This is a genomic window from Leclercia sp. M-A074-M, assembly GCF_965195605.1.
Classification (GTDB): Bacteria; Pseudomonadota; Gammaproteobacteria; order Enterobacterales; family Enterobacteriaceae; genus Enterobacter.
The window spans coordinates 208,978-235,129 of sequence record NZ_CBDAHM010000009.1 but is presented as its reverse complement, the minus strand read 5'-3'; the positions used below and the strand labels follow the sequence as shown (position 1 = coordinate 235,129).

Genomic DNA, 26,152 nt, shown 5'->3' with positions numbered 1-26,152 from the left:
TATTCAACGTGAGAAGTGTTGATGGTGATACCACGAGCTTTTTCTTCTGGTGCGTTATCGATCTGGTCGAATGCACGAGCAGAACCACCGTAGGTTTTAGCCAGAACGGTAGTGATTGCAGCGGTCAGCGTTGTTTTACCATGGTCAACGTGGCCGATAGTACCGACGTTAACGTGCGGTTTTGTACGTTCAAACTTTTCTTTAGACATCGATTGTCCCTCTAAGACACGGATAAATCGGTGATATCACCACATCAACCAGGCGAAATGCCTGAACTGTTGAATACATTTAAATTGAAACAGAGAGAAATGGGAGGGAGAAGTGAAGTGGTGCTGATACCCAGAGTCGAACTGGGGACCTCACCCTTACCAAGGGTGCGCTCTACCAACTGAGCCATATCAGCACGTATTGGAGCGGGCAGCGGGAATCGAACCCGCATCATCAGCTTGGAAGGCTGAGGTAATAGCCATTATACGATGCCCGCATCCTGAAACTCGGCTACCCAGTTCTTTCTGTAACAAAAAAAGAGATTTCTCTCTTTTTAAGTTCGAGCTGGTTAATTTTTTCAACCAACTCCGGCGGCGTTAACGCTGCCAGAAAGTGGTGGTGGGGGAAGGATTCGAACCTTCGAAGTCTGTGACGGCAGATTTACAGTCTGCTCCCTTTGGCCGCTCGGGAACCCCACCGGACTTGATGGTGCCGACTACCGGAATCGAACTGGTGACCTACTGATTACAAGTCAGTTGCTCTACCTACTGAGCTAAGTCGGCATCAAGTAGCGCGCATTCTATGGAGACATGGGCAGTCATGCAACTAAAAATTTGCATAAATTGTTCTTTCGCTCACATTTTGTGCTGGAAGAGTGAATAACGCTGTATTTTCAGGCAGACGCGCGCAAATATTCACCATATGCTGTCCCGTAATAGACTCAAACCCGGTCTGTGACGATTCCCGCTTAACGCAACACGGGGCCACTTTTTTTCTTATTATTCGGCTCATCTGGTGTTAACCTCCTGCCCATTGTCCAAAATTAACTAATCAATGATGTGCCACTCCCCCCTACCCAGCCTCTGTTGTGGGATGCGATGGCTCATTCAAGCATGCTTATGAGCAAAAAAGAGCAAACGTTAATGACGCCTTATCTCCAGTTTAGCCGCAGCCAGTGGGCTGCTCTGCGTGACTCCGTCCCGATGACCTTAACGGAAGGCGAAATCGCACGGTTAAAAGGGATAAACGAAGACCTGTCGCTTGAAGAAGTGGCTGAAATTTATTTGCCTCTGTCACGTTTGCTGAATTTCTATATCAGTTCCAACCTTCGTCGACAGGCCGTGCTGGAACAGTTCCTCGGGACTAACGGACAGCGCATCCCTTATATCATCAGTATTGCCGGCAGCGTGGCCGTGGGTAAAAGTACCACTGCGCGCGTACTGCAGGCGCTGCTGAGCCGCTGGCCAGAGCATCGCAGCGTTGAGCTGATCACCACCGACGGCTTCCTGCACCCTAACGAGGTGTTAAAGGAGCGCGGTCTGATGAAGAAGAAAGGCTTCCCGCTCTCTTATGATATGCACCGTCTGGTGAAATTCGTGTCGGATCTGAAATCCGGCGTGCCGAACGTTACGGCCCCGGTCTATTCGCACCTGATTTATGACCGTATCCCTGACGGGGACAAAACCGTGGTCCAGCCGGACATTTTGATTCTGGAAGGGTTAAACGTTCTGCAAAGCGGGATGGACTATCCTCATGACCCGCATCATGTCTTTGTCTCCGACTTTGTCGACTTCTCTATTTATGTCGATGCCCCGGAAGATTTACTGCAAAGCTGGTACATCAACCGCTTCCTGAAGTTCCGCGAAGGGGCATTCACCGATCCTGACTCCTACTTCCACAACTACGCCCAGCTCTCGAAAGAGGAGGCGGTGAATGTGGCGACCGCACTGTGGAATGAGATCAACTATGTGAACCTGAAAGAGAACATTCTGCCAACGCGCGAGCGGGCCAGCCTGATCCTCACCAAGAGCGAAAAACACGCTGTCGATCAAATCCGTTTACGGAAATAGCGTCCCGCAAACCAATAAAAAAAACCGGCGAATTCGCCGGTTTTTTTTCACTTACGCGTGGGGCTTCTCGCCATTTTCGTCCTGGTCCACCGCAAAGCAGGCCACCAGTTGTCCGCCGTAGTCTTTCAACTGCGGTTGCAGTTGGGTACATGGCCCAAAGCGACGGCGGCAGCGGGCGTTGAATGCACACCCCGGCGGCGGATTGAGTGGGCTTGGCAGCTCACCGGTCAGCTTAATACGCTCCCGGCGGTCATCCGGGTTCAGACGCGGGGTCGCAGAGAGCAACGCCTGGGTATACGGATGGCGCGGGTTATTAAAGATCTGATCCTTGGTTCCCTTCTCGACGCAACGGCCCAGATACATCACCATCACTTCATCCGCGATATGCTCTACCACTGAGAGGTCGTGCGAGATGAAGACATACGACAGGCCTAAATCCTGCTGCAAATCCATCATCAGGTTCAGCACCTGCGCACGGACGGAAACGTCCAGCGCGGAGACCGGTTCATCGGCGATCACCACATCCGGATCGAGCATCAGACCACGGGCAATAGCGATACGCTGACGCTGACCGCCAGAGAACATATGTGGATAGCGATCGTAGTGCTCGGTCTTAAGCCCCACTTTCGCCATCATCGCCAGCGCCTTTTCGCGACGCTGCTCTTTACTCAGCGTGGAGTTGATCTGCAGCGGCTCCTCCAGAATCTGCCCCACTTTTTTACGCGGGTTCAGCGAACCATAGGGGTTCTGGAAGACAATCTGGATTTTCTGGCGACGCAGCTTCTGCGCGTCGGGATCGTGCTTCAGCAGATCCTGCCCTTGATAGTACAGCTCGCCCCCGGTCGGGGTTTCAATCATGGTCAGCAGGCGACCCAGTGTGGATTTCCCGCAGCCAGACTCGCCTACTACCGCCAGCGTTTTGCCGCGCTCGAGGGTAAAGGAGACGCCGTCCAGCGCTTTCACCAGGCGCTCAGGGGCAAACAGCCCCTTCTTCACCGGGTAGTGTTTTTTCAGATCGATAGCCTGCAACAGGGGCTGTTGCATGGTGGCCTCATGCGTACTCATAGTTCGGCCTCCCGGCGTCATCAAGTGGGTAGTGACATTTAGACTGGCGGCCGCCGTCCACGGTGTTAAGCGCCGGCTCGTCAACGCGACATTTGTCCGTAGCATACGGGCAGCGCGGGTTCAGCAGACAGCCGGTCGGGCGGTCATATTTACCCGGTACCACGCCCGGCAGTGACGCCAGGCGCGCCTTATCCTGGGCAAACTCCGGCAGTGCGCGCAGCAGCGCCTGGGTATAGGGGTGACGCGGCGCGCGGAAGATATCGTGCGAGCTGCCGGTTTCCACAACCTGCCCGGCATACATCACGATGATTTTATGCGCCGCTTCGGCCACTAACGCCAGGTCATGGGTGATCAGGATCAGCGCCATGTTCTCTTTCTGCTGTAACTCCAGCAGCAGCTCGATGATCTGTGCCTGAATGGTCACGTCCAGGGCGGTTGTCGGTTCATCGGCAATCAGCAGTTTTGGCCGACAGGCGATCGCCATGGCGATCATCACGCGCTGGCTCATCCCGCCGGAGAGCTGGTGCGGATAGACATCCAGACGCGAGGCCGGGTCCGGAATACCCACCTGGGTCAACAGATCGATTGCCCGCTGGCGGCGGGTTTTCTTGTTTCCGCCCTGGTGCACCTTAATGGCTTCCATAATCTGGAAGCCCACGGTGTAGCACGGGTTAAGGCTGGTCATCGGATCCTGGAAGATCATCGCCACTTCGGCACCTACCAGGTTGCGGCGCTCTTTTTCGGAAATGCGCTTCAGATCCTGCCCGTTAAATTCCAGGTTTTCCGCCATCACGCGGCCTGGAAAATCAATCAGTCCCATGATTGCCAGGGAGCTTACCGATTTACCGGAACCGGACTCGCCCACAATGCCGACCACTTCACCCTGATTTACGCTGTAGCTGACCCGATCTACGGCGCGAAACTCGGAGCCTACGTCACCGAAGTGCACCGATAATTTATCTACATTTAATAACGCCATCTCGTGCCTCTTACTGCTTCAGTTTGGGATCAAGTGCATCACGCAGACCATCACCCATCAGGTTAAATGCCAGCACCGTCAGCAGGATCGCCAGACCCGGGAAGGTCACGACCCACCAGGCGCTTTGCGCGAACTGCAACACGTCGGAGAGCATGGTGCCCCACTCCGGTGTTGGCGGCTGCGCACCCATGCCAAGGAAGCCAAGGGCGGCCATATCGAGAATGGCGTTAGAGAAACCGAGCGACGCCTGAACAATCAGCGGCGCAAGGCAGTTTGGAAGAATGTTGATGAACATCTGACGCATCGCGCCAGCGCCCGCCACGCGAGAGGCGGTAACGTAGTCACGGTTCACTTCCACCAACACCGCCGCGCGGGTTAATCGCACGTAGTGAGGAAGGGCAACAAAGGTCAGGGCCAGCGCGGCGTTGCCGATTGACGGGCCGAAGATCGCCACCAGCACCAGCGCCAGCAGCAGGCTTGGCAGAGCCAGCATGATGTCGACGATACGCATGATGGTGTTATCAATCAGGCCGCCAAAGTAACCGGCGATCAGGCCCAGCACCACGCCGAGGATCAGCGACAGCACCACCACCAGACAGCCAACCAGCAGCGACAGACGTGCGCCGTACATCAGACGGGAAAGCACATCACGGCCTACGTCATCGGTACCCAGCAGATGCGTCAGGGTGCCGCCGTCCTGCCATACCGGGGGTGCAAGCAGCGCATCACGGAACTGCTCCGCCGGGTTATGCGGCGCGAGCACGTTCGCAAACACGGCGATCAGGATCATGATGGAAACGTATACCAGCCCTACCACCGCGCCTTTGTTGCGTTTGAAGTAGTGCCAGAACTCCTGCATCGGCGTCATTGGCACCGGTGCAGCTTTATTTACAGTAACTTGTGACATGATGGCCCCTTACTTCTTATGACGAATACGCGGGTTCACCACGCCGTACAGCAAATCGACCAGCAGGTTGACGAGGATAATCATCGTCGCCACCAGCAACACACCGCCCTGAACCACCGGATAGTCACGGCGCTGCAGCGCGTCAATCAACCAGCGGCCCAGGCCCGGCCAGGAGAAGATGGTTTCGGTCAGAATCGCCCCTGCCAGCAGCGTCCCCACCTGCAGACCGATAACCGTGACCACCGGCAGCATGGCGTTGCGCAGTGCATGAATGATGATCACCCGCATACGGGTCAGCCCTTTGGCGCGGGCAGTACGGATGTAGTCCTCGCCCAGCACTTCCAGCATCGACGAACGGGTCATACGCACGATGACCGCCAGCGGGATTGTCCCGAGCACCATCGCAGGCAGGATCATGTGTGCCAGCGCATCAATAAAGTTGCCCTCTTCACCCCAGATAGCCGTGTCGATCAGCATAAAGCCGGTCAGCGGATTGGTGTCATCGAGGAAGACCATATCGCTGACGCGTCCTGAGACAGGCGTCAGGTTCAGCTGCACCGAAACCAGCATAATCAGCATCATGCCCCACCAGAAGATAGGCATGGAGTAGCCGGTCAGCGCCAGGCCAACGGCAGTATGATCAAAGATGGAGCCACGTTTTACCGCAGCCAGCACGCCCACCGGAATACCAACGGCGACGGCAAAAATCATGGCGCAGACACCGAGCTCCAGCGTCGCTTTAAAACGTGGTACGAACTCTTCCCACACCGGAAGACGGCTTTTCAGCGAAATGCCCAAATCACCATGCATCACACCCCAGATATAGTGGAGGTACTGCTGCCACATCGGCTTATCCAGCCCCAGTTCGGCCAACAGCTGTGCATGACGTTCAGGAGAAATGCCACGCTCGCCCGCCATAATCATTACCGGGTCACCGGGGATCATATGGACGAAAGCGAAGGTGAGAAGGGTGATACCGATAAACGTAGGGATAACAAGTCCCAGACGTCGGAGGATGAACTGCAACATAACCCGGATTCTCTCTAATGACGTACGCCTGGAGGCGCGACGTCTGTATTGCTCACAAAACTACTGCCGGGTGGCGCTGCGCTTACCCGGCCTACATTTGTAGGCCCGCGCAAGCGCAGCGCCGCCGGGCATGGGGTGCTGTCGCACCCCTTACGCTTTTAATTATTCAACAGAGACGTTTTCGAAGTGGTGTTTGCCCAGTGGATCAACCACATAACCTTTAACTTCTTTACGCACTGGTTCGTACACGGTTGAGTGAGCCACGATCAGCGCTGGCGCCTGCTCATGCATGACAACCTGAGCCTGTTTGTACAGTTCGATACGCTTGTTGTGATCTTCTGCGGCACGCGCCGGCTGAATCAGATCTTCAAACGGCTTGTAGCACCAGCGAGAGTAGTTAGAACCATCTTTCGCCGCGGCGCAGCTGAACAGGGTCGCGAAGAAGTTATCCGGATCCCCGTTGTCACCGGTCCAGCCCATCATCACAGCCTGGTGCTCACCCGCTTTAGCACGCTTGAGGTACTCGCCCCACTCGTAGGTCACGATCTTGGCCTGAACGCCGATTTTCGCCCAGTCAGCCTGAACCATTTCTGCCATACGGCGCGCGTTCGGGTTGTAAGGACGCTGTACTGGCATCGCCCACAGCTCAACGGTAAAGCCTTTATCCTGGCCCGCTTCTTTCAGCAGCGCTTTCGCTTTCTCAACGTCATAGGTGTAATCCTTAACGTCGTCGTTGTAGCCCCACATGGTTGGTGGGATCAGGTTCTTCGCGGCAACGCCAGCGCCCTGATAAACGGCCTTGATGATCGCTTCTTTGTTCACCGCGTAGGTCAGCGCCTGACGCACTTTCACGTCATCAAACGGTTTCTTCTCGGTGTTGAAGGAGAGATAGCCGACGTTCAGACCCGCCTGCTCCATCAGGTTGATGTTTTTATCCTGCTTCATGCGCGCGATGTCAGCCGGGTTCGGGTACGGCATAACCTGGCACTCGTTCTTCTGCAGCTTGGCGTAACGCACGGAGGCGTCAGGCGTGATGGAGAAGACCAGACGGTCGATCTGCGGCTTGGTGCCCCAGTAACCTTCAAACGCTTTGTAAAGAATGCGGGAGTCTTTCTGATACTGCAGCAGCTGGAACGGACCGGTACCGATTGGGTTCAGGTCAACTTTCTCCGGGGTGCCAGCTTTCAGCATGTTGTCCGCATACTCTTTAGAGAGAATAGAGGCGAAGTCCATAGCCAGGTCAGCCAGGAATGGCGCTTCCGGACGGGTCAGCACGAACTGAACGGTGTTGTCGTCCACTTTTTTGATTTCGCTGATCAGATCCGGCAGACCCATCCCTTCAAAGTATTCATAGCTGCCGCCGGATACTTTGTGGTACGGGTTCTGGGCATTTTTCTGACGGTCAAAGGAGAACACCACGTCGTCGGCGTTAAAGTCGCGCGTAGGTTTAAATTCTTTGCTGTCCTGCCACTTCACGCCCGGGCGCAGGTGGAAGGTGTAGGTCTTGCCGTCTTCGCTGATGTCCCACTTCTCTGCCAGACCCGGAATAACTTCCGTAGTACCGGTTTTGAATTCAACCAGACGGTTATAGATAGGTACAGAGCTTGCGTCGTACGTTGTACCAGAGGTAAAGAGCTGTGGGTTAAAGCCTTCCGGCGAGCCTTCAGAACAGTAGACCAGGGTTTTTGCCTGTACGCTTGCTGCGACAGTCATGGCTACCAGGCTCAGACCAAGCTTCAGCATCCCTGACTTCTTCAAGGAAATACTCATTGTTATTCTGCTCCAATGTGATGTTTTTGTTGTGTTACTCCGCCTGACCTTTAATTTTTTTTTACCCGGTCTGGTCGGTGTTGCCCTAAGGCGTGATAAGGGATGGAGATTCCTTTCAGAAGAGCGACTGAGTTGCAGCGCAGATCCTCCCTGAAATGCCCCTCGTGCCCTACAATCTGTCAACAGAATGTGAAAACGTCAATACAGGTGACGGGGATTTACGCTAAGTGTGAGAATTGGCAAACAAAGATTAAAAAAACCACCGGGGCCTATTTTCAGCAGGGAAATTTATGCTACCCGCCATGATGCAGCACAACTCTCTATGCATTCTGCTACAACCAGTGATTAACATTTATTCAACCGAGGTAAATTTTCTTACAGAATGGCGATTATCTGCGCACTAAATGCCGTGAACGTTAAAACGCACAGGGGAAAATGCTGAGGTTATGTATAAGCAACGCGAAAAAAGATCATTCCATATATAAAAAAATACAATGGAATATGTCACATAATCGTTAACAGGCAGGGGGAAAGCGCGGTAACCGCTATTTTAATTACTTTTGAATAATAACGTTCTGATGGGGTGTATTACTGTAACCCATAAAAGCAAAAAACCCCGCTCAAAGAGCGGGGTTTCGAATGTGGTCGGCGAGAGAGGATAACTCGTCACTCCGTGACTCGCCCTGCGGGCCGTTGCTGAAGCAACGTTCTCTCGCTTCGCTCGAGTCGAACCTCCTGCCCCGGAGGTTCTCATCCTCATAACCTTCAGATGCAAAAAACCCCGCTCAAAGAGCGGGGTTTCGAATGTGGTCGGCGAGAGAGGATTCGAACCTCCGACCCACTGGTCCCAAACCAGTTGCGCTACCAAGCTGCGCTACTCGCCGAATGCGGAGCGCATCTTACTGCTACGCTCTGCCTCCGTCAATCCCTTATTTTGCAAAAGCCTTTCGATCGGCTATAAAGTCGCCAGGCCCGTTACTTTGCGGCTTTCGCGGCGCTGTCCGGCACTTTACACCAGTTGTTATTCTCGTTAATCCCGCCGTCCGGCGAGGTGTAACCGAGGCAACCGAGAATGGTGTCGTACAGTTCCACATGACGACGAGCCACCTTCATATCCGCCTGCGCTTTAAGATGCGCAAACATTTTGGCTTTCTCCGGGTTCTCCAGATACTTATCAGACATCCACACCATCATCGGTACGCGGAACTGCTCCGGCGGGGCCATCTTGCGCGGCGTACCATGCAGGTGCTCTTTCTCGTTAATCGACTCACCGTGGTCGGCGGCATAGAAAACAATGGCTTTCTTATCGCGCAGCTGGTCAATCACGCTGTCGATAAAGTGATCCACATAGGTCACCGAGTTGTCGTAAGAGTTGATCAGCTGCTGTTTACTGCAGTCTTTATCCACGCCTTTACACTCCGGCGTCCATTTCGCAAAGCTACGCGGATAACGCTGGGTATAGTTAAAGTGCGACCCTTTGGTATGCAGGATAATCAGATGTTTACCGTTCGGGTTGCTCTCCAGCGAGCGTTGCATCTCGTCGATCAGCAGCATGTCGTCCACGCTTTTACCGCGGTTACGCGGCTCAGCGCCAATCTGTTCACGGTAGGCAATGTTGTTGGCCATGGTATTGCTGTAGAACCACATCTCGCTCTGCATCGCATAGAGGTCGGAGGTAAAGCCCAACTGACGCAGCACTGAGAAAACGTTCTGCTCTTTCAGCGTTCGCTGTGGGTTATCGCTCGCCCCGCCCTCACGCACGAACATGCAGCGCAACGAGAGTTTGGTCGCGGTATCGCAGGAGTAACCGCGGAAGGCGACAAGGTTTTTCTCCTGCGCCAGTTTCGGTGTGGTATCCCGCTCATAGCCCAGAATGCCCATGTGATCCCAGCGCGTGGTTTCACCGATAATGAAGACAACGTAGGTGTCATCCAGATCCGAAGGCGCCTGATAGGTGAATTTCTTCGCCGGATTCAACAGCGATTTATTGTCGGAAGATTCATCCACCTGCGCCCAGGCGTATAACCCCAGCGCGGAGATCCAGTTTGAAGGCAGATAGGAGTTCGCCACCACGCCGCCATAGCTCGGCATATCCACGCCGGAGGTACGCTCGACATTCTTCTGCTGTAAATCCAGCAGGCGGATAGGTCCCCAGACCATTAAGCCTGCCAGCACCACCACCGCAGCGCTTCTGGTGCGCTGTCCGGGGGTACGCAGCTGGCGCAACAACGTATAGCGGCAGCGGTTGTTCCAGATAAGCAGTAGCGGCAGGATGCTGACGCAAACCAGCCAGAGAATAAAGTGTAAACCGACCACCTCTTTCGAGAGGTCGATATCTGTGGTCATCACCGAAGCAATAATGCCGTAGCCGATCACCACGTTCATAAAGGTCATGTAATAGCTGGCACCTGCCGAGCACAGCACCACCAGCGTGGCGAGTACCCGCCAGACACGGCGGCCAAACAGCGACAGCAAACGCAGTAAAAAGAAGGTAACCAGTACAGTAGCAACCAGTTCAACGACCGCAGCGATTCCTTTCCAGGCGGTAAAGTCTTGCGCGTAACCGTCAAACCGACGGAAAAAAACCGCGCCATTCATAAACAGACCGATGTACAACGCAAGTAAAAAGCTGAGCTTTTGTTGCGTCATCGCTTTGATATATTTCATTAATGCAACCTGGAAAAAGGTAAAGTAGAGCCGCTTCACTCTTGGTCAAAAAGTGAACAGGTTATTTCATTGCCTGGGAGTACGTTATAAGAAACGTCTTTAAGCGCGGTAAGTAGACCACAGGGAAAAGAAAAAGTGGCAGCAGAGAATGTGATCCCTGCAAATATTTACAAAAAAACAAGTCCGATGGCCTACAACCGGCCTGTTCTTTACAGTTTATAAAAACAAAAAGGGCCGGAATATCCGGCCCTTAGAGGTAGTTTTAATCAAGCATGCGCTTGTTGCAACACTTCACGCTGCGGCTGGCGAATAGTGGTGGACAGGGCCAGAGACAGGATAAGTAAGGCGAATATTACGCAGAAAGTCACATAAAAACCGCCGAACAGCGAAGCAATAAGCGAACCGCAAATACTGCCGATACCAAAACCTAAATAAATAACGCCATAGTTTTTCGCCAGATTATTCAGGCCGAAGAACTCACTGACCAGCGACGGGAAGACGGTGATGGTGCCGCCGAAGTTAAACGCGACGCAGGCGATAGCCGCAAAGAAGGTCACTTCGTTGAGCGGGGCGAAAAGCAGAGCCGCCATTCCCACCAGGGAAACCACCTGGCCGAGGGTAATGACACGGATACGGGCAATTTTATCGGAGAGGATCCCCAGCACCAGGCGACCAGAGAGGTTGGCGATAGAGATAATGGTTACCGCGTTGGCCGCTGTTGCCGCATCCAGTTTTACCATCCCCTGGGCGATATCTTTCGCTACGCCAATCACATACAGACCGCTCATGCAGGCCGTCAGGAACATCACAGCCAGCATCCAGTACTGCGGCTTACGCATCGACTGGGCCAGCGTAAAGTCATTCTCGACAACGCCATTGACCGTCTGCACCTCCTGCTGCGGCGCATCTTTCATCAGGGTAGCGCCAAACAGGATCATCACCAGCACGATTGCGCCCCAGATCATAAAGGTCTTTTCAAGGCCGACGGTGGCGAGTAACTGGCTGTCGATAAATTTGAAGCCCAGGCTGCCAAGGCCATAAGAACCGATGGCAAAGGCGGAGATCAGCCCTTTACGCTCCGGGAACCATTTCACACAGTTCGACAGGGTTAAGAGATAGCCTGCACCATCCGCCAGCCCGACCAGCACCCCGGCGCTCAGCCACAGCATCATCAGATTGTTGGAATAGGCGGTCAGGAAGAAGCCCAGCCCCAGCAACACACCGGAAGCCATCGTGACGCGCTTCACGCCGAAGCGTTCCTGTAATTTACCGGCGATGGACGAAGAGAGCGCCAGGCCCAGGCTCAGCAAACCAAAGGAGAAAGCCACCTGGCTTATCGGGGCATTGAGTTTGTCGGAAAGGGCGCTGTTAAACAGGCTCCAGGTATAGACCGACCCCAGAGCGAACTGGGTCACGATAGTACCGAAGAGGGTCAGCCAGCGGGTGCGGTTGTAAGTTGAAGTGTTCATGGCAGTTGTCCTGCAGCAGAAAAAAGGGAAATTCACTGCTGACAACGATATCCAAAACCTTACCTTACCAGGGGTAAAACGGCATGAAATGCAGAGGGCGTGGAATGAAATGCCGAAAATCAGGAATGAATGGCCTGGACAACCGTCTGAACCGCACCGGAGAAGGCTCGCTTCCGGCGCTGCACAGGCGATTTACGTGCCTAATTCAGAACCTGGCGCTGACGCCGAGGGTATAAAGGTAATCCTCGCCGGTGGTCATATTTTCAGCCTGCGACATCGAGGCATAGGCCGCCATATGAGGATTGATCAGCATATCGGCCCCGACGGTGACATCCATCCAGTTACCATATTGGGTGGACGGCACCAGGCGTCCCAGGCCGGACTGCATTTTCCACTGATTATCACCGAACTGCTGGTTATAACTGATTTGCGCCCACGGTCGCACATCGCCCACGCGCGTATCCACGCGCCAGCCGAGCGTACTTACGCTGGCGTGCCACAGCGGGTCGATCAGCGACTGCGTGTTCACGCTATCGCCAAACTCGTTGTACATATTGGGCGTGGAGCCGTCATAGTGCCAGGCGGCAACCGGTCCGGTCGTGAAACGGCGGGCCACGGGAATACTCCAGCCCACACTCATTGAGCTGGTAGCCTCCACAGGAGAGGAATCAGGTAAATTCAGCGCTAAACCGGGCGTATTCTGCGAGGAGAGGATCCGCTCTTTGAGAATGTCCTCATACCGCGGTTGGTGATCGTCGTCCCATGTATAACGCTCGGTGGTATTACTTTTTGTATCCGAAACGATATATTCCTGTTGCCAGGCGTTTGCTGTGTTGCCTGAAATCAGACAGGCCAACAAGCTCGCCATACCTGTCACGGCATGGCGGCCACTGATATTTTTTATCATCATCAAAGCGACTCCAGAGAAGAGCCGAGTTCGGCGATATTTGTGTTTGTTTAATTGAGGCCAGGTTGCAACATGAGGGATGTTGCGTATCAACCTGTATTAACTATTGTCTCTTTAGGTGACACGTCAAGCCGGGTCGATTGAAATTTTTGTAATTTCAGGAGCAAATAGGGAGAGAAACGATGCAACGTTGTGGCTGGGTTAGCCAGGATCCGCTTTATATCGCCTATCACGATCAAGAGTGGGGCGTACCGGAAACTGACGGAAAGCATTTATTCGAGATGATCTGTCTCGAAGGTCAGCAGGCCGGTTTATCCTGGATCACCGTGCTTAAAAAACGGGAAAACTATCGTCAGGCCTTTCACCAGTTTGATCCGGTCCTTGTCGCCGGGATGACCTCTGCCGATGTCGACAGGTTAGTGCTGGACGCGGGGATTATCCGCCATCGCGGCAAAATCGAAGCCATTATCGGCAACGCCCGGGCCTATCTGGCGATGGAAGAGAACGGCGAGCGCTTTTCCGATTTCGTCTGGTCTTTTGTCGATAACATCCCGCAGGTGACCCAGGCGGCGACGCTTGCAGAGATCCCCACCTCTACGCCAGCCTCAGATGCCCTGTCGAAGGCGCTGAAAAAGCGCGGCTTTAAATTCGTGGGCACCACCATCTGTTACTCCTTTATGCAGGCCTGCGGGCTGGTCAACGATCACGTCACCGCCTGCCACTGTCACCCCGGAGGTCAACATGATCCGCAAATGGCTCAATGACGATGTCGAGCCCCTGCTGACACTCTGGCTGGAGAGCACCACCGTCGCCCATCCCTTTATCGATGCGCAATACTGGCTGGAGAGCAAAGCGGTGGTGCGAGAGGTTTACCTGCCGTCGGCCGAGACATGGGTATGGGAAGAGAAAGGCCAGCTTCGCGGGTTTATCAGCGTGATGGAATCCCGGTTTATCGGCGCGCTGTTTGTCGATCCGGCCTTTGCGGGCAAAGGGATCGGGCATGCGCTGATAAAACATGTTCAGCAGCGCTACCCCTCTTTAAGTCTCGAGGTCTACCAGAAGAACAATCGGGCGGTGAATTTCTACCACGCTCAGGGCTTTCGCATTGAAGACAGCGCCTGGCAGGAAGATACCCAACACCCGACCTGGCTTATGAGCTGGCAGGCGGATCAAACGCCGTCAGCGTAAGCGCCGGCCCCTGATATTTTTCCAGCCACGCCAGCGCAGTATTTCCCGCGCAGCCATTCCCCAGCTTCGAGCTGGGGAGATCTTTGGTCAGCACGTTGACCGCCCCGTTCTTACAAATCCCGTCGTTATCAGGATCCAGATCCGGCCATGCCCCCTGATGAATGCAGATCACCCCCGGCTTGATGCCCTCGCTGACCACCGCGCCTGCCAGGACCTGCCCGCGATGGTTCCAGACGCGGACCACGTCGCCATCGGCAATACCGCGCGCGCTGGCGTCATCCGGGTGGAGCGTCACCGGCTCGCGTCCGGCCACCGCATACTGCTCGCGCAGTGAGGAGTAGTTCAACTGGCTGTGCAGACGATGCGCCGGATGGGCAGAGAGAATTTGTAACTGCCCCGGCTCAGCATTGCCATGCCACTCGTCCGGCGCCAGCCACATCGGGTGCGGCGGACAGTCGGCATACTGGAAGCTGGCGATCCGCTCGGAGTAAATCACGATTTTGCCGCTCTCGGTTTTAAGCGGATGGCCCTCGGGATCGCGACGGAAATCCGCGAAGCGCACGAATCTGGCGTTCACCTCAGATTCCGGCATTTCGACGATATCATTGGCTTCCCAGAACTCGGCGAAGGGTGCTAAGGTCACTCCCTGTGCCGCGCCGCGCTGCCCGGCAATCTCATAGAACGTCTCCAGCCACTCCAGATCGGTTTTACCTTCGGTGAAACGCTCGCCGCCGCCCGGCTCCCAGCGCTCGCTCAGCTCGGCAAACACATCAAGATCGTCACGCGCTTCATCGCGCGGCGCCACAACCCGCTTCATCGGCACCATATGCTGGTTGCTGTAGTCGCCGGTCATGGTCATGTCGTTGCGTTCAAACGAGGTGGTCGCCGGCAGCACGATATCGGCATGCTTCGCCGCCGCCGTCCAGAAACATTCGGAGATTACCACCAGCTCCGGTTTTTGCCAGGCGCGGATCAGGCGGTTGGTATCCTGATGATGGGTAAAGTTAGCCCCGCCTGCCCACCAGACAAAGCGGATATCCGGGAAGTGGCGATCCAGGCCGTTGTGCTGATAAAAACCGCCGGGATTTTCCAGGGCTTCCACAATGCGGGCGACCGGGATCTTATCCACCGCGTCGGTACCGCCCTTGACCGAACCCTGCATCGAGGCCAGCACCGCCGCCCGACGCGTCGGGTTACCGCCATTAGCAAAGTGATACGACAGGCCAAAGCCGCCACCCGGCGTACCAATCTGGCCGAGCATCGCCGCGAGGGTGACCAGCATCCAGTGTTTTTGCTCACCAAACTGCTGGCGCTGCATCCCCCACCCCGCCATCAGCATGGTGGTGTTATTGTGGAATAACGCCGCCAGTTCACGAATTTTATCTGCCGGAACGCCACAAATGTCGGCGGCCCACTCGGCGGTTTTGGCGATACCGTCCGTCGTTCCAAGCAGGTAGTCAGCAAATTTTTCATACCCGGAGGTACAGCGGGCAAGAAACGCCTCATCCTGCCAGCCATTCTCAACCAGCGTATGGGCGATGCCGAGCATCATCGCCACATCGGTGCCCATATGCGGGGCGATCCACTCGGCGCGCTCGCCAAAGAAATCCATGGTTTCGGAGCGCATCGGATCGATGCAGATCAGGCGCTTGCCGCTTTTACGCAGCGCGTCGAAATAGGGGATGCCCTGCTCATCGCTGGCGTTCCAGGCGATCTTAAGGGTGTTGAGCGGGTTGGCGCTCCAGAGCACCACCACCTCGCTGTGCTCCAGCACCAGCGGCCAGCTGGTCTGCTGCTGATACACTTCGTTACCGCCCACCACATACGGCATGATGGCCTGCGCCGCACCGGTGGAGTAGTCCCCCAGATGGCCGGTATAGCCGCCCGCCAGGCTCATATAGCGCTGGAGCAGGGTTGCGGCTTTGTGCAGCACGCCATTGGAACGCCAGCCGTACGAACCGGCGAAAATGGACGATGGGCCATAGCTCTGGCGAATACGTTTATGCTGCGCATCGATAAGCGTCAGCGCCTCATCCCAGCTTACGCGCACAAACTCATCCTGCCCACGCACCCCCTGCGGATTATCCGGCGAGGCGAGAAAGCCCTTACGCACCATCGGCCAGCGCACGCGGGTTTTGCTGTGCACCTGGTCGCGCACCGCGGTCTGCAGGGAGTTGGGATAGGTTGTCGGCAACGCGCCGCGGGATGACAGCACCGTCTCGCCGTCGGTCTCGACCAGCATGGGCCCCCAGTGGGCTGCAGTCAGAATGGTTTTCGTTGAAGTGGTCACAGCGTGTGCTCCTGGATTGCCGGTTGCAGGTTTTCTCAGCCTTCATTGAGGCTGTTTATGATTAGACACAAATTTAAGAGTTATCCCCGGAATTTTCTCCGTAACTGGACGTCATAATCAACCGCCACGCCCATCGTGGCAAAGAATAAAAAAGCTTAAGGAAAGAAGATGAAAAAAAGCGCACTTATGATTGCCGCCGTGGTGAGCGGCGCACTGGTTGTTTCAGGCTGCACAACGAACCCTTACACCGGCGAACGCGAAGCGGGTAAATCAGGCATTGGCGCAGGCCTCGGCTCCCTGGTCGGCGCAGGTGTTGGCGCACTCTCCTCCTCGAAAAAAGATCGCGGCAAAGGGGCGCTGATTGGCGCCGCAGCAGGAGCAGCCCTGGGCGGCGGTGTCGGTTATTACATGGACGTGCAGGAAGCGAAGCTGCGCGACAAAATGCAGGGCACCGGCGTGAGCGTAACCCGCAGTGGCGATAACATCATTCTGAACATGCCAAACAACGTCACCTTCGACAGCAACAGCTCAACGCTGAAACCGGCGGGGGCCAATACCCTGACCGGCGTGGCGATGGTGCTCAAGGAGTACGAAAAAACTGCGGTGAACGTGCTGGGCTATACCGACAGCACCGGCAGCCAGGATCTGAATATGCGTCTCTCCCAGCAACGTGCTGATGCGGTGGCCAGCTCGCTGATCACCCAGGGCGTAGCGGCGACCCGTATTCGCACCAGCGGTATGGGCCCGGCGAATCCGATCGCCAGCAACAGCACGGCGGAAGGCAAGGCGCAGAACCGTCGCGTTGAGATCACCTTAAGCCCGATTCAGTAAGGGGTGTGCCGGGTAGCGGCATCGCCCTGCCCGGCCAGTCGTCCCGGTAAGCGTAGCGCCACCGGGCATTTTCGCGCTAAGGTATGCTCACCCAAGGCAAGGAAACCAGCGATGAGCAAATCAACACGGCCCACCATCAGCGATGTGGCGAAAGCCGCAAAAACCGGTAAGACCAGCATCTCCCGTTACCTCAACGGCGAAAAACACCTGCTGTCCGACGCGCTGTTAGCCCGCATTGAACAGGCCATCGCCGAACTCGACTATCGTCCCAGCCTGATGGCCCGGGGACTGAAGCGCGGGCGAACCCGCCTGATCGGGCTTATCCTCGCCGATATCACCAACCCCTACTCTGTTAACGTCCTCAGCGGCATCGAAGCCGCCTGCCGGGAAAAAGGCTTCACCCCGCTGGTGTGTAACACTAACAACGAACTTGACCAGGAGCTGCACTACCTCGATCTTCTGCGCAGCTATCAGGTAGAGGGCATTGTGGTTAACGCCGTGGGAATGCGTGAAGAGGGACTGAACCGCCTGCAACAGTCCGCCCTGCCGATGGTGCTGATTGACCGCAAAATCCCGGATTTCGCCTGTGATGTGGTAGGGCTGGACAACACCCAGGCCGCCACCACCGCCACGGAACACCTGATAGAACAAGGCTTTGAAGCGATTCTGTTCCTGAGCGAACCGCTGGGGATGGTCAACACCCGTCGCGAGCGCCTCAGCGCGTTTCGCGCGACCCTCGCCCGTTATACTGGCGTGATCGCTGAGAACGTCGAAATCCCCCTCCATGAAGCCGGACAGATGGACAGTGCCCTGCGCCAGTTCCATACCCGTCATCGCGGCATGCGCAAGGCAGTCATCTCCGCTAACGGCGCCTTAACGCTACAGGTCGCCCGATCGCTTAAGCGCATCGGCCTGCACTGGGGCAGCGATATCGGTCTGCTGGGCTTTGACGAGCTGGAGTGGGCCGAGCTGGCCGGTGTCGGCATCACCACCCTCAAACAGCCCACCTGGCAGATTGGCTTCGCCGCCGTCGAGCAGGTGATTCGCCGGATCAACGGCGCCGATGAAGCGGTCCGGGAGCAGGTCTTCTCCGGGGAGCTCATCGTGCGCGGTTCCACGGCGCGTTAATTCCCCTTCGTGATGGCGATCATAAATCCGGCATCCTGAACTTTTCTTTGGAACCGGTTCCATCTAGCGTAAAGAGTATCAGCTACGTGATGGAGTCCGCCGATGGGCAGAAAAATTATTGTTGTCACCGCCGCGTATGGCGCTGACCAGGTACGGCAAGCGGGTGGGCAGCGCGCCATGCTGCCGGTTATCGCCGGGGCAGGTGCCGATGGCGTCGAGATCCGCCGGGAGTTATTCAGCGATGCCGAACTGGCAACCTTACCCACCCTTGCCGAGTCCATTGAACTGCTCGGCCTGTTGGCCTGCTACTCCGCCCCCGATGCACTGTTTAGCGCGGATGGCACCCTCAACCCACTGCTGCCCCGCTACCTTGCCGAGGCCGCGACGCTCAACGCCCTGTGGCTGAAAGTCTCCCTCGGCAACTTCAGCGATAAGCAGCAGCTCGATGCGCTGCGCGCCCTGCTCGATGACACCGGCATGACGCTGGTGGTGGAAAACGACCAGACGCGTTGCGGCCAGCTGGCGCCGATGCAGCGCTTCAAGGCGGCCTGCCGGGTAATGAGCCTGCCGGTCACGCTGACATTCGATATGGGCAACTGGCTGTGGGTGGGTGAGTCACCGGAAGAAGCGGCGAAGCATCTGGCGCCCGCGGTGAGTTATATCCACGTTAAGGCCGCCGTTCCTCATCAGCAGCAGTATCGCGCCGTACCGCCGGACCAGGACAGCACCCGCTGGCAGGCCCTGCTGGAGCAACTGCCCGGCGATGTCCCACGCGGGATCGAGTTTCCGCTTGAAGGGCCCGATCTGACGGCGGTCACCCGTCATTACGTCAATTTACTGCGGGAGGCGTAAGCGATGCCGAATAGTCTGGATGTCATCACCATTGGTGAAGCGATGGCCATGTTTGTGGCTACCCACACCGGCGACTTAAGCGAAGTCGATCGCTTTATGAAGCGCGTCGCGGGTGCCGAGCTGAACGTCGCCACCGGCCTGGCGCGCCTGGGCCTGAAGGTGAGCTGGGTGAGCCGCGTCGGCAATGACAGCTTCGGCCAGTTTGTGCTCGACACCCTGAAGAAAGAGGGGATCGAGACCGCAGGCGTGACCATAGACGACCGTTATCCGACGGGCTTCCAGCTCAAATCGAAAGTCACCGATGGAACCGATCCCATTGTGGAGTATTTCCGCAAAGGCTCGGCAGCCAGCCATCTCTCCGTTGAAGATTTCAATCCGATCTGGTTTACCGCCGCAAGACATCTGCACCTGAGCGGCGTGGCGGCCGCATTGTCCGCCAGCTCTTACGCCCTGCTCGATCACGCGGCGGGCGCCATGAAAGCCGCGGGGAAAACCCTTTCGTTCGATCCCAATCTGCGCCCGGTGCTGTGGAAAAGCGAAGCGGAGATGGTGGAGAAGCTGAACCACCTCGCCTTCCAGGCCGACTGGGTGCTACCCGGCCTGAAAGAGGGCCTCATCCTGACCGGGGAAAACACCCCGGAAGGGATCGCCGATTTTTACCTGAACCGGGGCGTGAAGGCCGTGATCCTGAAAACCGGTGCCGACGGCGCCTGGTATAAAACCGCCGATGGCGAGCAGGGTGCCGTGGCGGCAGTGAAGGTCGAGAACGTCGTCGATACCGTCGGCGCGGGAGACGGCTTTGCTGTTGGTGTGGTCAGCGCCCTGCTGGAAGGCAAAACGCTGCATCAGGCCGTCACGCGCGGCAATGTTATCGGCTCGCTGGCGATCCAGGTTCAGGGCGACAGCGAAGGATTACCCACCCGGGCGCAACTGGACGCATAACTTCCCTCTCCCTACAGGGGAGAGTGGGCTAACGATTAAACCACCGTGTACCCTACAGACAACGGCGGTAACCCCCTCAACGACAGAGGCAAGCCTATGAACAATGCAACAAACGCAGTAAAACGCTGGTGGTACATCATGCCTGTCGTGTTTATCACGTACAGCCTGGCGTACCTTGATCGTGCGAACTTTAGCTTCGCGTCTGCCGCAGGCATTACGGAAGACCTGGGGATCACCAAAGGCGTCTCCTCGCTGCTGGGGGCCCTCTTCTTCCTCGGTTACTTCTTTTTCCAGATCCCTGGCGCCATCTATGCCGAACGCCGCAGCGTCCGCAAATTGATCTTCATCTGCCTGATCCTCTGGGGTGCCTGCGCCTCCCTCACCGGGGTGGTGAATAACATCCCGGCGCTGGCGGCCATTCGTTTTATTCTTGGCGTAGTGGAGGCGGCGGTCATGCCCGCGATGCTGATCTACATCAGCAACTGGTTTACCAAATCCGAACGCTCGCGCGCCAATACCTTCCTTATTCTCGGCAACCCGGTCACGGTACTGTGGATGTCGGTGGTCTCCGGATATCTGATCCAGTCCTTCGGCTGGCGTGAGATGTTCATTATTGAAGGTGTGCCGGCCATTATCTGGGCCTTCTGCTGGTGGGTGCTGGTGAAAGACAAACCGGCCCAGGCCAAATGGCTCTCTGAAGATGAAAAAGCGGCCCTGCAGGCGCAGCTGGATAAAGAGCAGCAGGGACTGAAAGCGGTGCGTAACTACGGCGAAGCCTTCCGCTCCCGCAACGTGGTACTGCTGTGCATGCAATATTTCACCTGGAGTATCGGCGTTTACGGTTTTGTTCTGTGGCTGCCGTCTATCATCCGTAGCGCGGGCGATAACCTCGGCATGGTTGAAGTGGGCTGGCTCTCCTCCGTGCCTTATCTGGCTGCAACCATCGCCATGATTGTGGTCTCCTGGGCGTCGGACAAACTGCAAAACCGCAAGCTGTTCGTCTGGCCGCTGCTGTTGATTGCCGCTTGTGCCTTTATCGGTTCGTGGGCGGTGGGCGCGAACCACTTCTGGGTTTCCTATACGCTGCTGGTGATCGCCGGTGCGGCGATGTATGCCCCGTATGGTCCGTTCTTTGCCATCATCCCGGAAATGCTGCCGCGTAACGTGGCGGGCGGCGCGATGGCACTCATCAACAGCATGGGTGCGCTGGGCTCGTTCTTTGGTTCATGGTTCGTGGGCTATCTGAACGGTGTGACCGGCGGCCCGTCAGCCTCGTACATCTTTATGGGGGTGGCGCTTTTTGCCTCGGTGTGGCTTACTTTAATTGTTAAGCCTGCTAATAATCAAAATATTCCCGTCGGCGCACGCCACGCCTGAATCCTTTTAAAATCAACGGAGATTAGCATGAAGCCGTCCATCATTTTGTATAAAGCCCTGCCTGATGCCCTGCAGCAGCGCCTTGAAGAGCATTTCACCGTTACCCGGGTTAACAACCTGAGCCCGGAGACGGTACAGCAGCATGCTGAGGCGTTCGCGGGTGCCGTCGGGCTGCTGGGCTCCAGCGAAAAGGTGGATGCCGCGCTGCTGGAAAAAATGCCTGCGCTGCGTGCAACCTCGACCATCTCGGTAGGCTATGACAACTTTGACGTCGATGCGCTGAATGCCCGCAACATCCTGCTGATGCACACGCCAACCGTACTCACCGAAACCGTGGCGGATACGCTGATGGCGCTGGTGCTCAGCAGCGCGCGTCGCGTGGTGGAAGTGGCCGAGCGCGTTAAAGCCGGCGAGTGGACCAAAAGCATCGGTCCGGACTGGTTTGGTGTCGATGTGCATGGCAAAACGCTGGGCATTGTCGGGATGGGCCGCATCGGCATGGCGCTGGCCCAGCGCGCCCACTTCGGTTTCAACATGCCGATTTTGTATAACGCGCGCCGCCAGCATAAAGAGGCTGAAGAACGCTTTAACGCCCGCCCCTGTGACCTGGATACCCTGTTGCAGGAAGCGGACTTTGTCTGCCTGATCCTGCCGCTGACCGATGAAACTCACCATATGTTCGGCAAAGCGCAGTTTGAGAAGATGAAGAAATCCGCCATCTTTATTAATGCAGGACGCGGACCGGTAGTGGATGAACAGGCGCTGATTGCAGCGTTGAAAAACGGTGAGATCCACGCCGCGGGGCTGGACGTATTTGAGCAGGAGCCGCTATCGGTCAGCTCGGAACTGCTGACAATGCCAAACGTGGTCGCGCTGCCGCATATTGGCTCCGCCACCCACGAAACGCGCTATAACATGGCGGCCTGTGCGGTGGAAAACCTGATCGACGCCCTGCAGGGCAAGGTGGATAAAAACTGCGTCAATCCACAAGTTAAGCCTTAAACGAAAAAAACCCGCCAGAGGCGGGTTTTTAAATTCTTGCGCTGAGTTGTAAGCTTACAGGCTTACAACGTTACCAGCTGCTGGGCCTTTAGCGCCGCTTTCGATGGTGAAGGAAACTTTCTGACCTTCGTCCAGAGATTTGTAGCCATCGTTCTGGATAGCAGAGAAGTGTACGAACACGTCTTTAGAGCCATCGTCAGGAGTGATGAAGCCGAAACCTTTATCAGCGTTGAACCATTTTACCAGACCAGTCATTTTACCAGACATAGATATTACCTTTTAAAAATTTGTTTTGCCTTCCGGCGCGATGATGGAATGTGTTACAGATTTTTAAGCGATGAAGGAAGGGTCACTACGAAGGGTATCTAAGATAACGCATCTGGACTGCTTAACTAAACTGCTCTAGGTCTGTGTAACAAACCGACGAGGTGTATTAAGACATAGTTCGCGGATCAAAGACAAGCTTTATTTTCAGAGAAGATAAAAAACCCCGCTTTGCAGCGGGGTTTTTTATTCTGGAATGCGCCCGGCGGCGCTTCGCTTGCACGGGCCTACAGATTTGTAGGCCAGCTAAACGCAGCATGGCCTGGCAAAATGCGAGTACGTTTTCAGACGTTATTCCGTTGCGGCCATCGCCGCGCTCCACGCCTGGCTGAACGCCTGATGCTGCGCGGCCAGCGGCCCAATCAGCGCATTGTACTGGCTGGCCTGCTGCGAGGTCGGGAACTGAATGCCGTTGGAGACAAAGCTCACCTGGGTGCCCTGCTGGGAAATATAATCTGCTACCTGCACCAGCTGCTGTGTAAAGATCTGGGCTGCTGGAATAAGCGGCTGCAGAGCTTCGGCAGGTTTGGTCACCACTTTTTCATACACTTTGTCGAACACAGGCTTGAGATCTTCGCCCTGCTTCAGCGCAGAGCGCGCGCCATCGGCCTGCATTTTGGCGTTCTGCAGCTGCTGGCCCAGCACACCCAGTGCGCCGTTTGACTGGCTCAGCGGTTCGCGCTGGGTCACGTAATCCTGCGGTACGCGAATTGCATTCACGCTATCCACCACCGGACGCAGTCCGGCGTCCATCGCCTGGTTCACCTGCTGTGAATAACCATACAAAATGGCATAGTCAGAAACGAAGGGACCAAACTGTTTTTTCTGATCCGCAGTCAGCGTTGGCAAACGCTCGCCACTACGCATCGCAGTATTTTGCAGGAAGTCGATAAACGCTTTGCGCTGATCCCCTTCCTTATCGAAACACCCACTCAGGCTAACTATCATTAACAACGCCGCAAGCGGCGCAAACCAGCGAGAGCAGGGCTTTCCTGTCGCCATTGTTATTACTCCTTTCACCCAAAAAAGCGCACACCGGCACACGCGTGCCCAACGGTGACAGAATAGTCCAGGTCAGGCCCGCAAGATACCCTTTTCATGTAAAACGACTATTGCCATATAAATTCTTACCATTTACAAAAAAATACCTGATGCTATGGCGCTACAGAATAATCAAGTCATTAGCATACTCAGTCGGTTCGCAAAGCGAGCCAGCGAAACGTATCTCTAACAATTAATCACGCACGTTACGATCTGTTCTCAGTTTTAGCGACTATTCTTAAATTGCTCTCTAATGTTCACGATCCCGCAGTGTGATTTATGAGGAGTTCTCAATGGAATTAAAAGATCCTATGTTTGATCTGCTAAGCAGTCTGGAACAGATTGTTTTTAAGGATGCACCGCAGACGGTTACCCGTTCGCAAAAGTCCAACCCCTTTACGGAATTTGAGCGCTTACGCAAAGGGACAGGGATGAAAACCGATGATTTCGCACGAGCAATGGGTGTCAGCGTAGCGATGGTTCAAGAGTGGGAATCAAAAAGAGTGAAGCCCTCCATGACCGAGCTGAAGCTGATGAGCCTGATTCAGGCTAACCCGGCACTCCGCAAGCAGTTGACTGAATAGTTATATTTTAGCCCCCGCATTTGCGGGGGTTTCTGTTTCTATCACCGCCTTTTACCACGCCACTCTCCGTTCAGCCACGCCAGTTCATGGGTCAGCTTCAGCCCATCCAGAAAAACGTCGTCATGCGATACCACCAGCAGTGCGCCTGTAAAGCCTGCCAGCGCCGCCTCGATAGCACGTGTCGAGGCCAGATCCAGATGGTTAGTCGGTTCATCGAGCAGCAAGAGCTGCGTCGCCTCTTCCCGCCACAGCACGCAGGCCAGCGCCGCTTTTAAGCGTTCGCCGCCGCTGAGCGCTGAAAGCGGGAGCGTCACCCGATCGGCGCCCAGCTGCAGCTGGGCCAGACGGCTGCGGAGTATCCCCTCCTCCAGCGGCGTGTTATGCAAATTGAGGTGGGAGATAACGGATTGCGTCAGATCCAGCTGCGATAAGTGCTGGTCGAGATATGCCACCGTGACCGACGTCCGGCAATGTCCCGAAACAGGCTGGCACTGGCCGAGGATGGCTTTCAGCAAGGTGGATTTCCCGCAGCCATTCGGCCCCCGCAACGCCACCCGCATCGGCCCATCCATGCGCCAGTTAAGCGGCGCCATCGTGATGTGCGGCAGCACCAGATCCTCCAGCACTAGCACCTGTTTCCCCTCCGCAATCTGGCTGCCTGGCAGGGTAAACATCACCGGATTTTCCTCTTCCACCCGCTCCCGCGCCTGAGTGACCGCCGCGTTCATCGCATCCTGTTGCTCATGATGCTGTTTGCGCCACGCGCCCGGACGCTCCTTTGCTGCCCCTTTATACTTAACGCGCTCAAACGAGGCGATATTAAGACTATCCACCGTGCGCAGGGTTTTCGCCGACCGGCGCAGGCTGTCATCATGCTCCTTTTGTAGACGGGCGCGGGTGCGTTTGCGCTCGGTGGTTGCATGCTCCAGTGCCGCGCGGGCGGCCTGCTGCTCCGCATTCCGCTGGCGCTGATAGTCCGCGTAATTGCCACCGTAGCTGTGTAACCCCGACGCGCTGAGTTCCAGTATGCGCGGCACCTGTGCCAGCAGCTCACGATCGTGTGAAGCGACCAGCACGCAACCGGCATGCCGGGCAAGTTGCTCGTAAAACCACGCCCGCCCCTGCCTGTCGAGGTGGTTGGTGGGTTCGTCCAGTAGCAGAGAGTCCGCATTCGCCGTAAACGCGCCGCACAGCAGAGCGCGAACCCGCTCGCCGCCGCTCAGTTCAGCGGCCAGCCTGTCGGGATCAAACGGCGCAAGCCCGGCGCCGATAAACGCCTCGCTCAGTCGTTCCGTTAAATCCCAGTAACCGTCGAGACGCTCCAGATCCTCAGGCAGATAATCACCACTGTCGATACGCCTGCGGGCCGCGAAAAGGCCTTCATAGCCAAGCAGCTGAGCCAGCGTGGTGTGGGGGGAAATATCGTGCTGTTGCGCCACATAGCGGTGCGTGCCGAAACGTTCGATATGGCCGCTGGCAGGCACGTCCAGCCCGGCCAGCAGGCGCAGAAGACGGGTCTTGCCGCTGCCGTTACGGCCAACCAGCGCGCACAGGGATGGCTCCAGCGAGAGATTCAGCGGGCCAAAAAGGGTATCGCCTGTCGGAAACTGGCAGGTGACCTGATGCAAAATAAAAGAAGGGGATTGCGCAAAATGAGCCATAAGCACTCCTGAATGAAATCAAAACATCCCCTGCCGACGCGGTGGCGTTTAGCAAGGATCGAAATTCATCAGTCGTGTTTGT

23 protein-coding genes, 5 tRNA genes and 1 other RNA gene are annotated in these 26,152 nt (G+C 56.1%); 10 read left to right on the top strand and 19 right to left on the bottom strand.

Going from position 1 to position 26,152, the window contains the following annotated elements; all coding sequences use genetic code 11:
* The 5 genes from ACOKCT_RS18925 to ACOKCT_RS18905 form a co-directional block, all read right to left on the bottom strand.
* On the bottom strand, positions 1-209 hold a 209-nt coding region (locus tag ACOKCT_RS18925), incomplete at its 3' end, for a GTP-binding protein (protein ID WP_021242225.1).
* 118 nt (positions 210-327) lie between these two features.
* Positions 328-403: transfer RNA gene (locus tag ACOKCT_RS18920), tRNA-Thr, on the bottom strand.
* A gap of 6 nt (positions 404-409) precedes the next feature.
* A tRNA-Gly gene (locus ACOKCT_RS18915) sits at positions 410-484 on the bottom strand.
* A gap of 117 nt (positions 485-601) precedes the next feature.
* Positions 602-686 (bottom strand) — tRNA-Tyr (locus ACOKCT_RS18910).
* A gap of 8 nt (positions 687-694) precedes the next feature.
* Positions 695-770, bottom strand: a tRNA-Thr gene (locus ACOKCT_RS18905).
* 336 nt (positions 771-1,106) lie between these two features.
* Between ACOKCT_RS18905 and coaA the strand changes: the two genes are divergently transcribed.
* On the top strand, positions 1,107-2,057 hold the full coding sequence (coaA, locus tag ACOKCT_RS18900; protein WP_103177797.1) for a type I pantothenate kinase: 951 nt from the start codon (positions 1,107-1,109) through the stop codon (positions 2,055-2,057).
* A gap of 51 nt (positions 2,058-2,108) precedes the next feature.
* Here the strand turns inward: coaA and dppF are convergent, their stop codons facing one another.
* The 10 genes from dppF to ACOKCT_RS18850 all read right to left on the bottom strand — a co-directional run bounded on the left by dppF (position 2,109) and on the right by ACOKCT_RS18850 (position 12,853).
* The gene (gene dppF, locus ACOKCT_RS18895) at positions 2,109-3,122 is read right to left on the bottom strand and encodes a dipeptide ABC transporter ATP-binding subunit DppF (protein WP_103177796.1); all 1,014 of its coding nucleotides are present in this window, start codon (positions 3,120-3,122) and stop codon (positions 2,109-2,111) included.
* Entirely contained in the window at positions 3,109-4,101 is a 993-nt protein-coding gene (gene dppD / locus ACOKCT_RS18890; RefSeq protein ID WP_103824372.1) for a dipeptide ABC transporter ATP-binding protein, read from the bottom strand. Before dppD ends, dppF begins: the two co-directional genes overlap by 14 nt.
* A gap of 10 nt (positions 4,102-4,111) precedes the next feature.
* Entirely contained in the window at positions 4,112-5,008 is an 897-nt protein-coding gene (gene dppC, locus ACOKCT_RS18885; protein ID WP_103177794.1) for a dipeptide ABC transporter permease DppC, read from the bottom strand.
* A 9-nt stretch (positions 5,009-5,017) separates the two neighbouring features.
* Positions 5,018-6,037, bottom strand: coding sequence for a dipeptide ABC transporter permease DppB (gene dppB, locus ACOKCT_RS18880; protein WP_103177793.1), 1,020 nt, complete (start codon positions 6,035-6,037; stop codon positions 5,018-5,020).
* A gap of 162 nt (positions 6,038-6,199) precedes the next feature.
* The gene (dppA, locus tag ACOKCT_RS18875) at positions 6,200-7,807 is read right to left on the bottom strand and encodes a dipeptide ABC transporter periplasmic-binding protein DppA (RefSeq protein WP_103177792.1); all 1,608 of its coding nucleotides are present in this window, start codon (positions 7,805-7,807) and stop codon (positions 6,200-6,202) included.
* A 642-nt stretch (positions 7,808-8,449) separates the two neighbouring features.
* Positions 8,450-8,581: non-coding RNA, RtT sRNA (locus ACOKCT_RS18870), on the bottom strand.
* A 33-nt stretch (positions 8,582-8,614) separates the two neighbouring features.
* Positions 8,615-8,691 (bottom strand) — tRNA-Pro (locus ACOKCT_RS18865).
* 91 nt (positions 8,692-8,782) lie between these two features.
* Positions 8,783-10,474, bottom strand: coding sequence for a kdo(2)-lipid A phosphoethanolamine 7''-transferase (eptB, locus tag ACOKCT_RS18860; RefSeq protein WP_103177790.1), 1,692 nt, complete (start codon positions 10,472-10,474; stop codon positions 8,783-8,785).
* A gap of 266 nt (positions 10,475-10,740) precedes the next feature.
* The gene (locus ACOKCT_RS18855) at positions 10,741-11,943 is read right to left on the bottom strand and encodes an MFS transporter (protein ID WP_103177789.1); all 1,203 of its coding nucleotides are present in this window, start codon (positions 11,941-11,943) and stop codon (positions 10,741-10,743) included.
* Between the two features lie 205 nt (positions 11,944-12,148).
* Positions 12,149-12,853: an autotransporter domain-containing protein gene (locus ACOKCT_RS18850; RefSeq protein ID WP_103177788.1), complete on the bottom strand. Its 705-nt coding sequence runs from the start codon at positions 12,851-12,853 to the stop codon at positions 12,149-12,151.
* Between the two features lie 179 nt (positions 12,854-13,032).
* Between ACOKCT_RS18850 and tag the strand changes: the two genes are divergently transcribed.
* Together tag and ACOKCT_RS18840 are read left to right on the top strand one after the other, a co-directional pair.
* Complete coding sequence (gene tag, locus ACOKCT_RS18845; RefSeq protein ID WP_103177787.1) at positions 13,033-13,614, top strand: DNA-3-methyladenine glycosylase I; 582 nt, start codon at positions 13,033-13,035, stop codon at positions 13,612-13,614.
* Positions 13,592-14,038, top strand: a complete 447-nt coding sequence (locus ACOKCT_RS18840) for an N-acetyltransferase (RefSeq protein ID WP_103177786.1) — start codon at positions 13,592-13,594, stop codon at positions 14,036-14,038. Before tag ends, ACOKCT_RS18840 begins: the two co-directional genes overlap by 23 nt.
* On the opposite strand, the gene ACOKCT_RS18835 is transcribed toward ACOKCT_RS18840, so the two are convergent.
* Positions 14,001-16,328 (bottom strand): molybdopterin guanine dinucleotide-containing S/N-oxide reductase, encoded by a 2,328-nt coding sequence (locus ACOKCT_RS18835; RefSeq protein WP_103177785.1) that lies wholly within the window; start codon positions 16,326-16,328, stop codon positions 14,001-14,003. The two genes, ACOKCT_RS18840 and ACOKCT_RS18835, sit on opposite strands and share 38 nt — an antisense overlap.
* Before the next feature lie 168 nt (positions 16,329-16,496).
* On the opposite strand from ACOKCT_RS18835, the gene ACOKCT_RS18830 reads away from it, so the two are divergent.
* The 6 genes from ACOKCT_RS18830 to ghrB all read left to right on the top strand — a co-directional run bounded on the left by ACOKCT_RS18830 (position 16,497) and on the right by ghrB (position 22,460).
* Complete coding sequence (locus ACOKCT_RS18830; protein ID WP_103177784.1) at positions 16,497-17,159, top strand: OmpA family lipoprotein; 663 nt, start codon at positions 16,497-16,499, stop codon at positions 17,157-17,159.
* 111 nt (positions 17,160-17,270) lie between these two features.
* The gene (locus ACOKCT_RS18825; protein ID WP_420193774.1) at positions 17,271-18,287 is read left to right on the top strand and encodes a LacI family DNA-binding transcriptional regulator; all 1,017 of its coding nucleotides are present in this window, start codon (positions 17,271-17,273) and stop codon (positions 18,285-18,287) included.
* 102 nt (positions 18,288-18,389) lie between these two features.
* Complete coding sequence (locus ACOKCT_RS18820; protein ID WP_114385542.1) at positions 18,390-19,139, top strand: sugar phosphate isomerase/epimerase family protein; 750 nt, start codon at positions 18,390-18,392, stop codon at positions 19,137-19,139.
* Positions 19,140-19,142: 3 nt separating this feature from the next.
* Complete coding sequence (locus ACOKCT_RS18815; RefSeq protein ID WP_156653706.1) at positions 19,143-20,081, top strand: sugar kinase; 939 nt, start codon at positions 19,143-19,145, stop codon at positions 20,079-20,081.
* Between the two features lie 96 nt (positions 20,082-20,177).
* Complete coding sequence (locus ACOKCT_RS18810; RefSeq protein ID WP_103177780.1) at positions 20,178-21,458, top strand: MFS transporter; 1,281 nt, start codon at positions 20,178-20,180, stop codon at positions 21,456-21,458.
* A 27-nt stretch (positions 21,459-21,485) separates the two neighbouring features.
* Positions 21,486-22,460, top strand: coding sequence for a glyoxylate/hydroxypyruvate reductase GhrB (gene ghrB / locus ACOKCT_RS18805; protein WP_214421489.1), 975 nt, complete (start codon positions 21,486-21,488; stop codon positions 22,458-22,460).
* Between the two features lie 54 nt (positions 22,461-22,514).
* Here ghrB and cspE read toward each other — a convergent pair whose 3' ends face one another.
* Together cspE and ACOKCT_RS18795 are read right to left on the bottom strand one after the other, a co-directional pair.
* Positions 22,515-22,727: an RNA chaperone/antiterminator CspA gene (gene cspE, locus ACOKCT_RS18800; protein ID WP_032615822.1), complete on the bottom strand. Its 213-nt coding sequence runs from the start codon at positions 22,725-22,727 to the stop codon at positions 22,515-22,517.
* A gap of 348 nt (positions 22,728-23,075) precedes the next feature.
* Positions 23,076-23,786, bottom strand: a complete 711-nt coding sequence (locus tag ACOKCT_RS18795) for a DUF3053 domain-containing protein (RefSeq protein WP_103177778.1) — start codon at positions 23,784-23,786, stop codon at positions 23,076-23,078.
* Positions 23,787-24,118: 332 nt separating this feature from the next.
* Here ACOKCT_RS18795 and ACOKCT_RS18790 point away from each other — a divergent pair, with 332 nt between their 5' ends.
* Positions 24,119-24,409, top strand: a complete 291-nt coding sequence (locus ACOKCT_RS18790) for an HTH-type transcriptional regulator (protein WP_103177777.1) — start codon at positions 24,119-24,121, stop codon at positions 24,407-24,409.
* 41 nt (positions 24,410-24,450) lie between these two features.
* On the opposite strand, the gene ACOKCT_RS18785 is transcribed toward ACOKCT_RS18790, so the two are convergent.
* The gene (locus ACOKCT_RS18785) at positions 24,451-26,070 is read right to left on the bottom strand and encodes an ABC-F family ATP-binding cassette domain-containing protein (RefSeq protein ID WP_420193773.1); all 1,620 of its coding nucleotides are present in this window, start codon (positions 26,068-26,070) and stop codon (positions 24,451-24,453) included.
* Positions 26,071-26,152 lie beyond the last annotated feature (82 nt).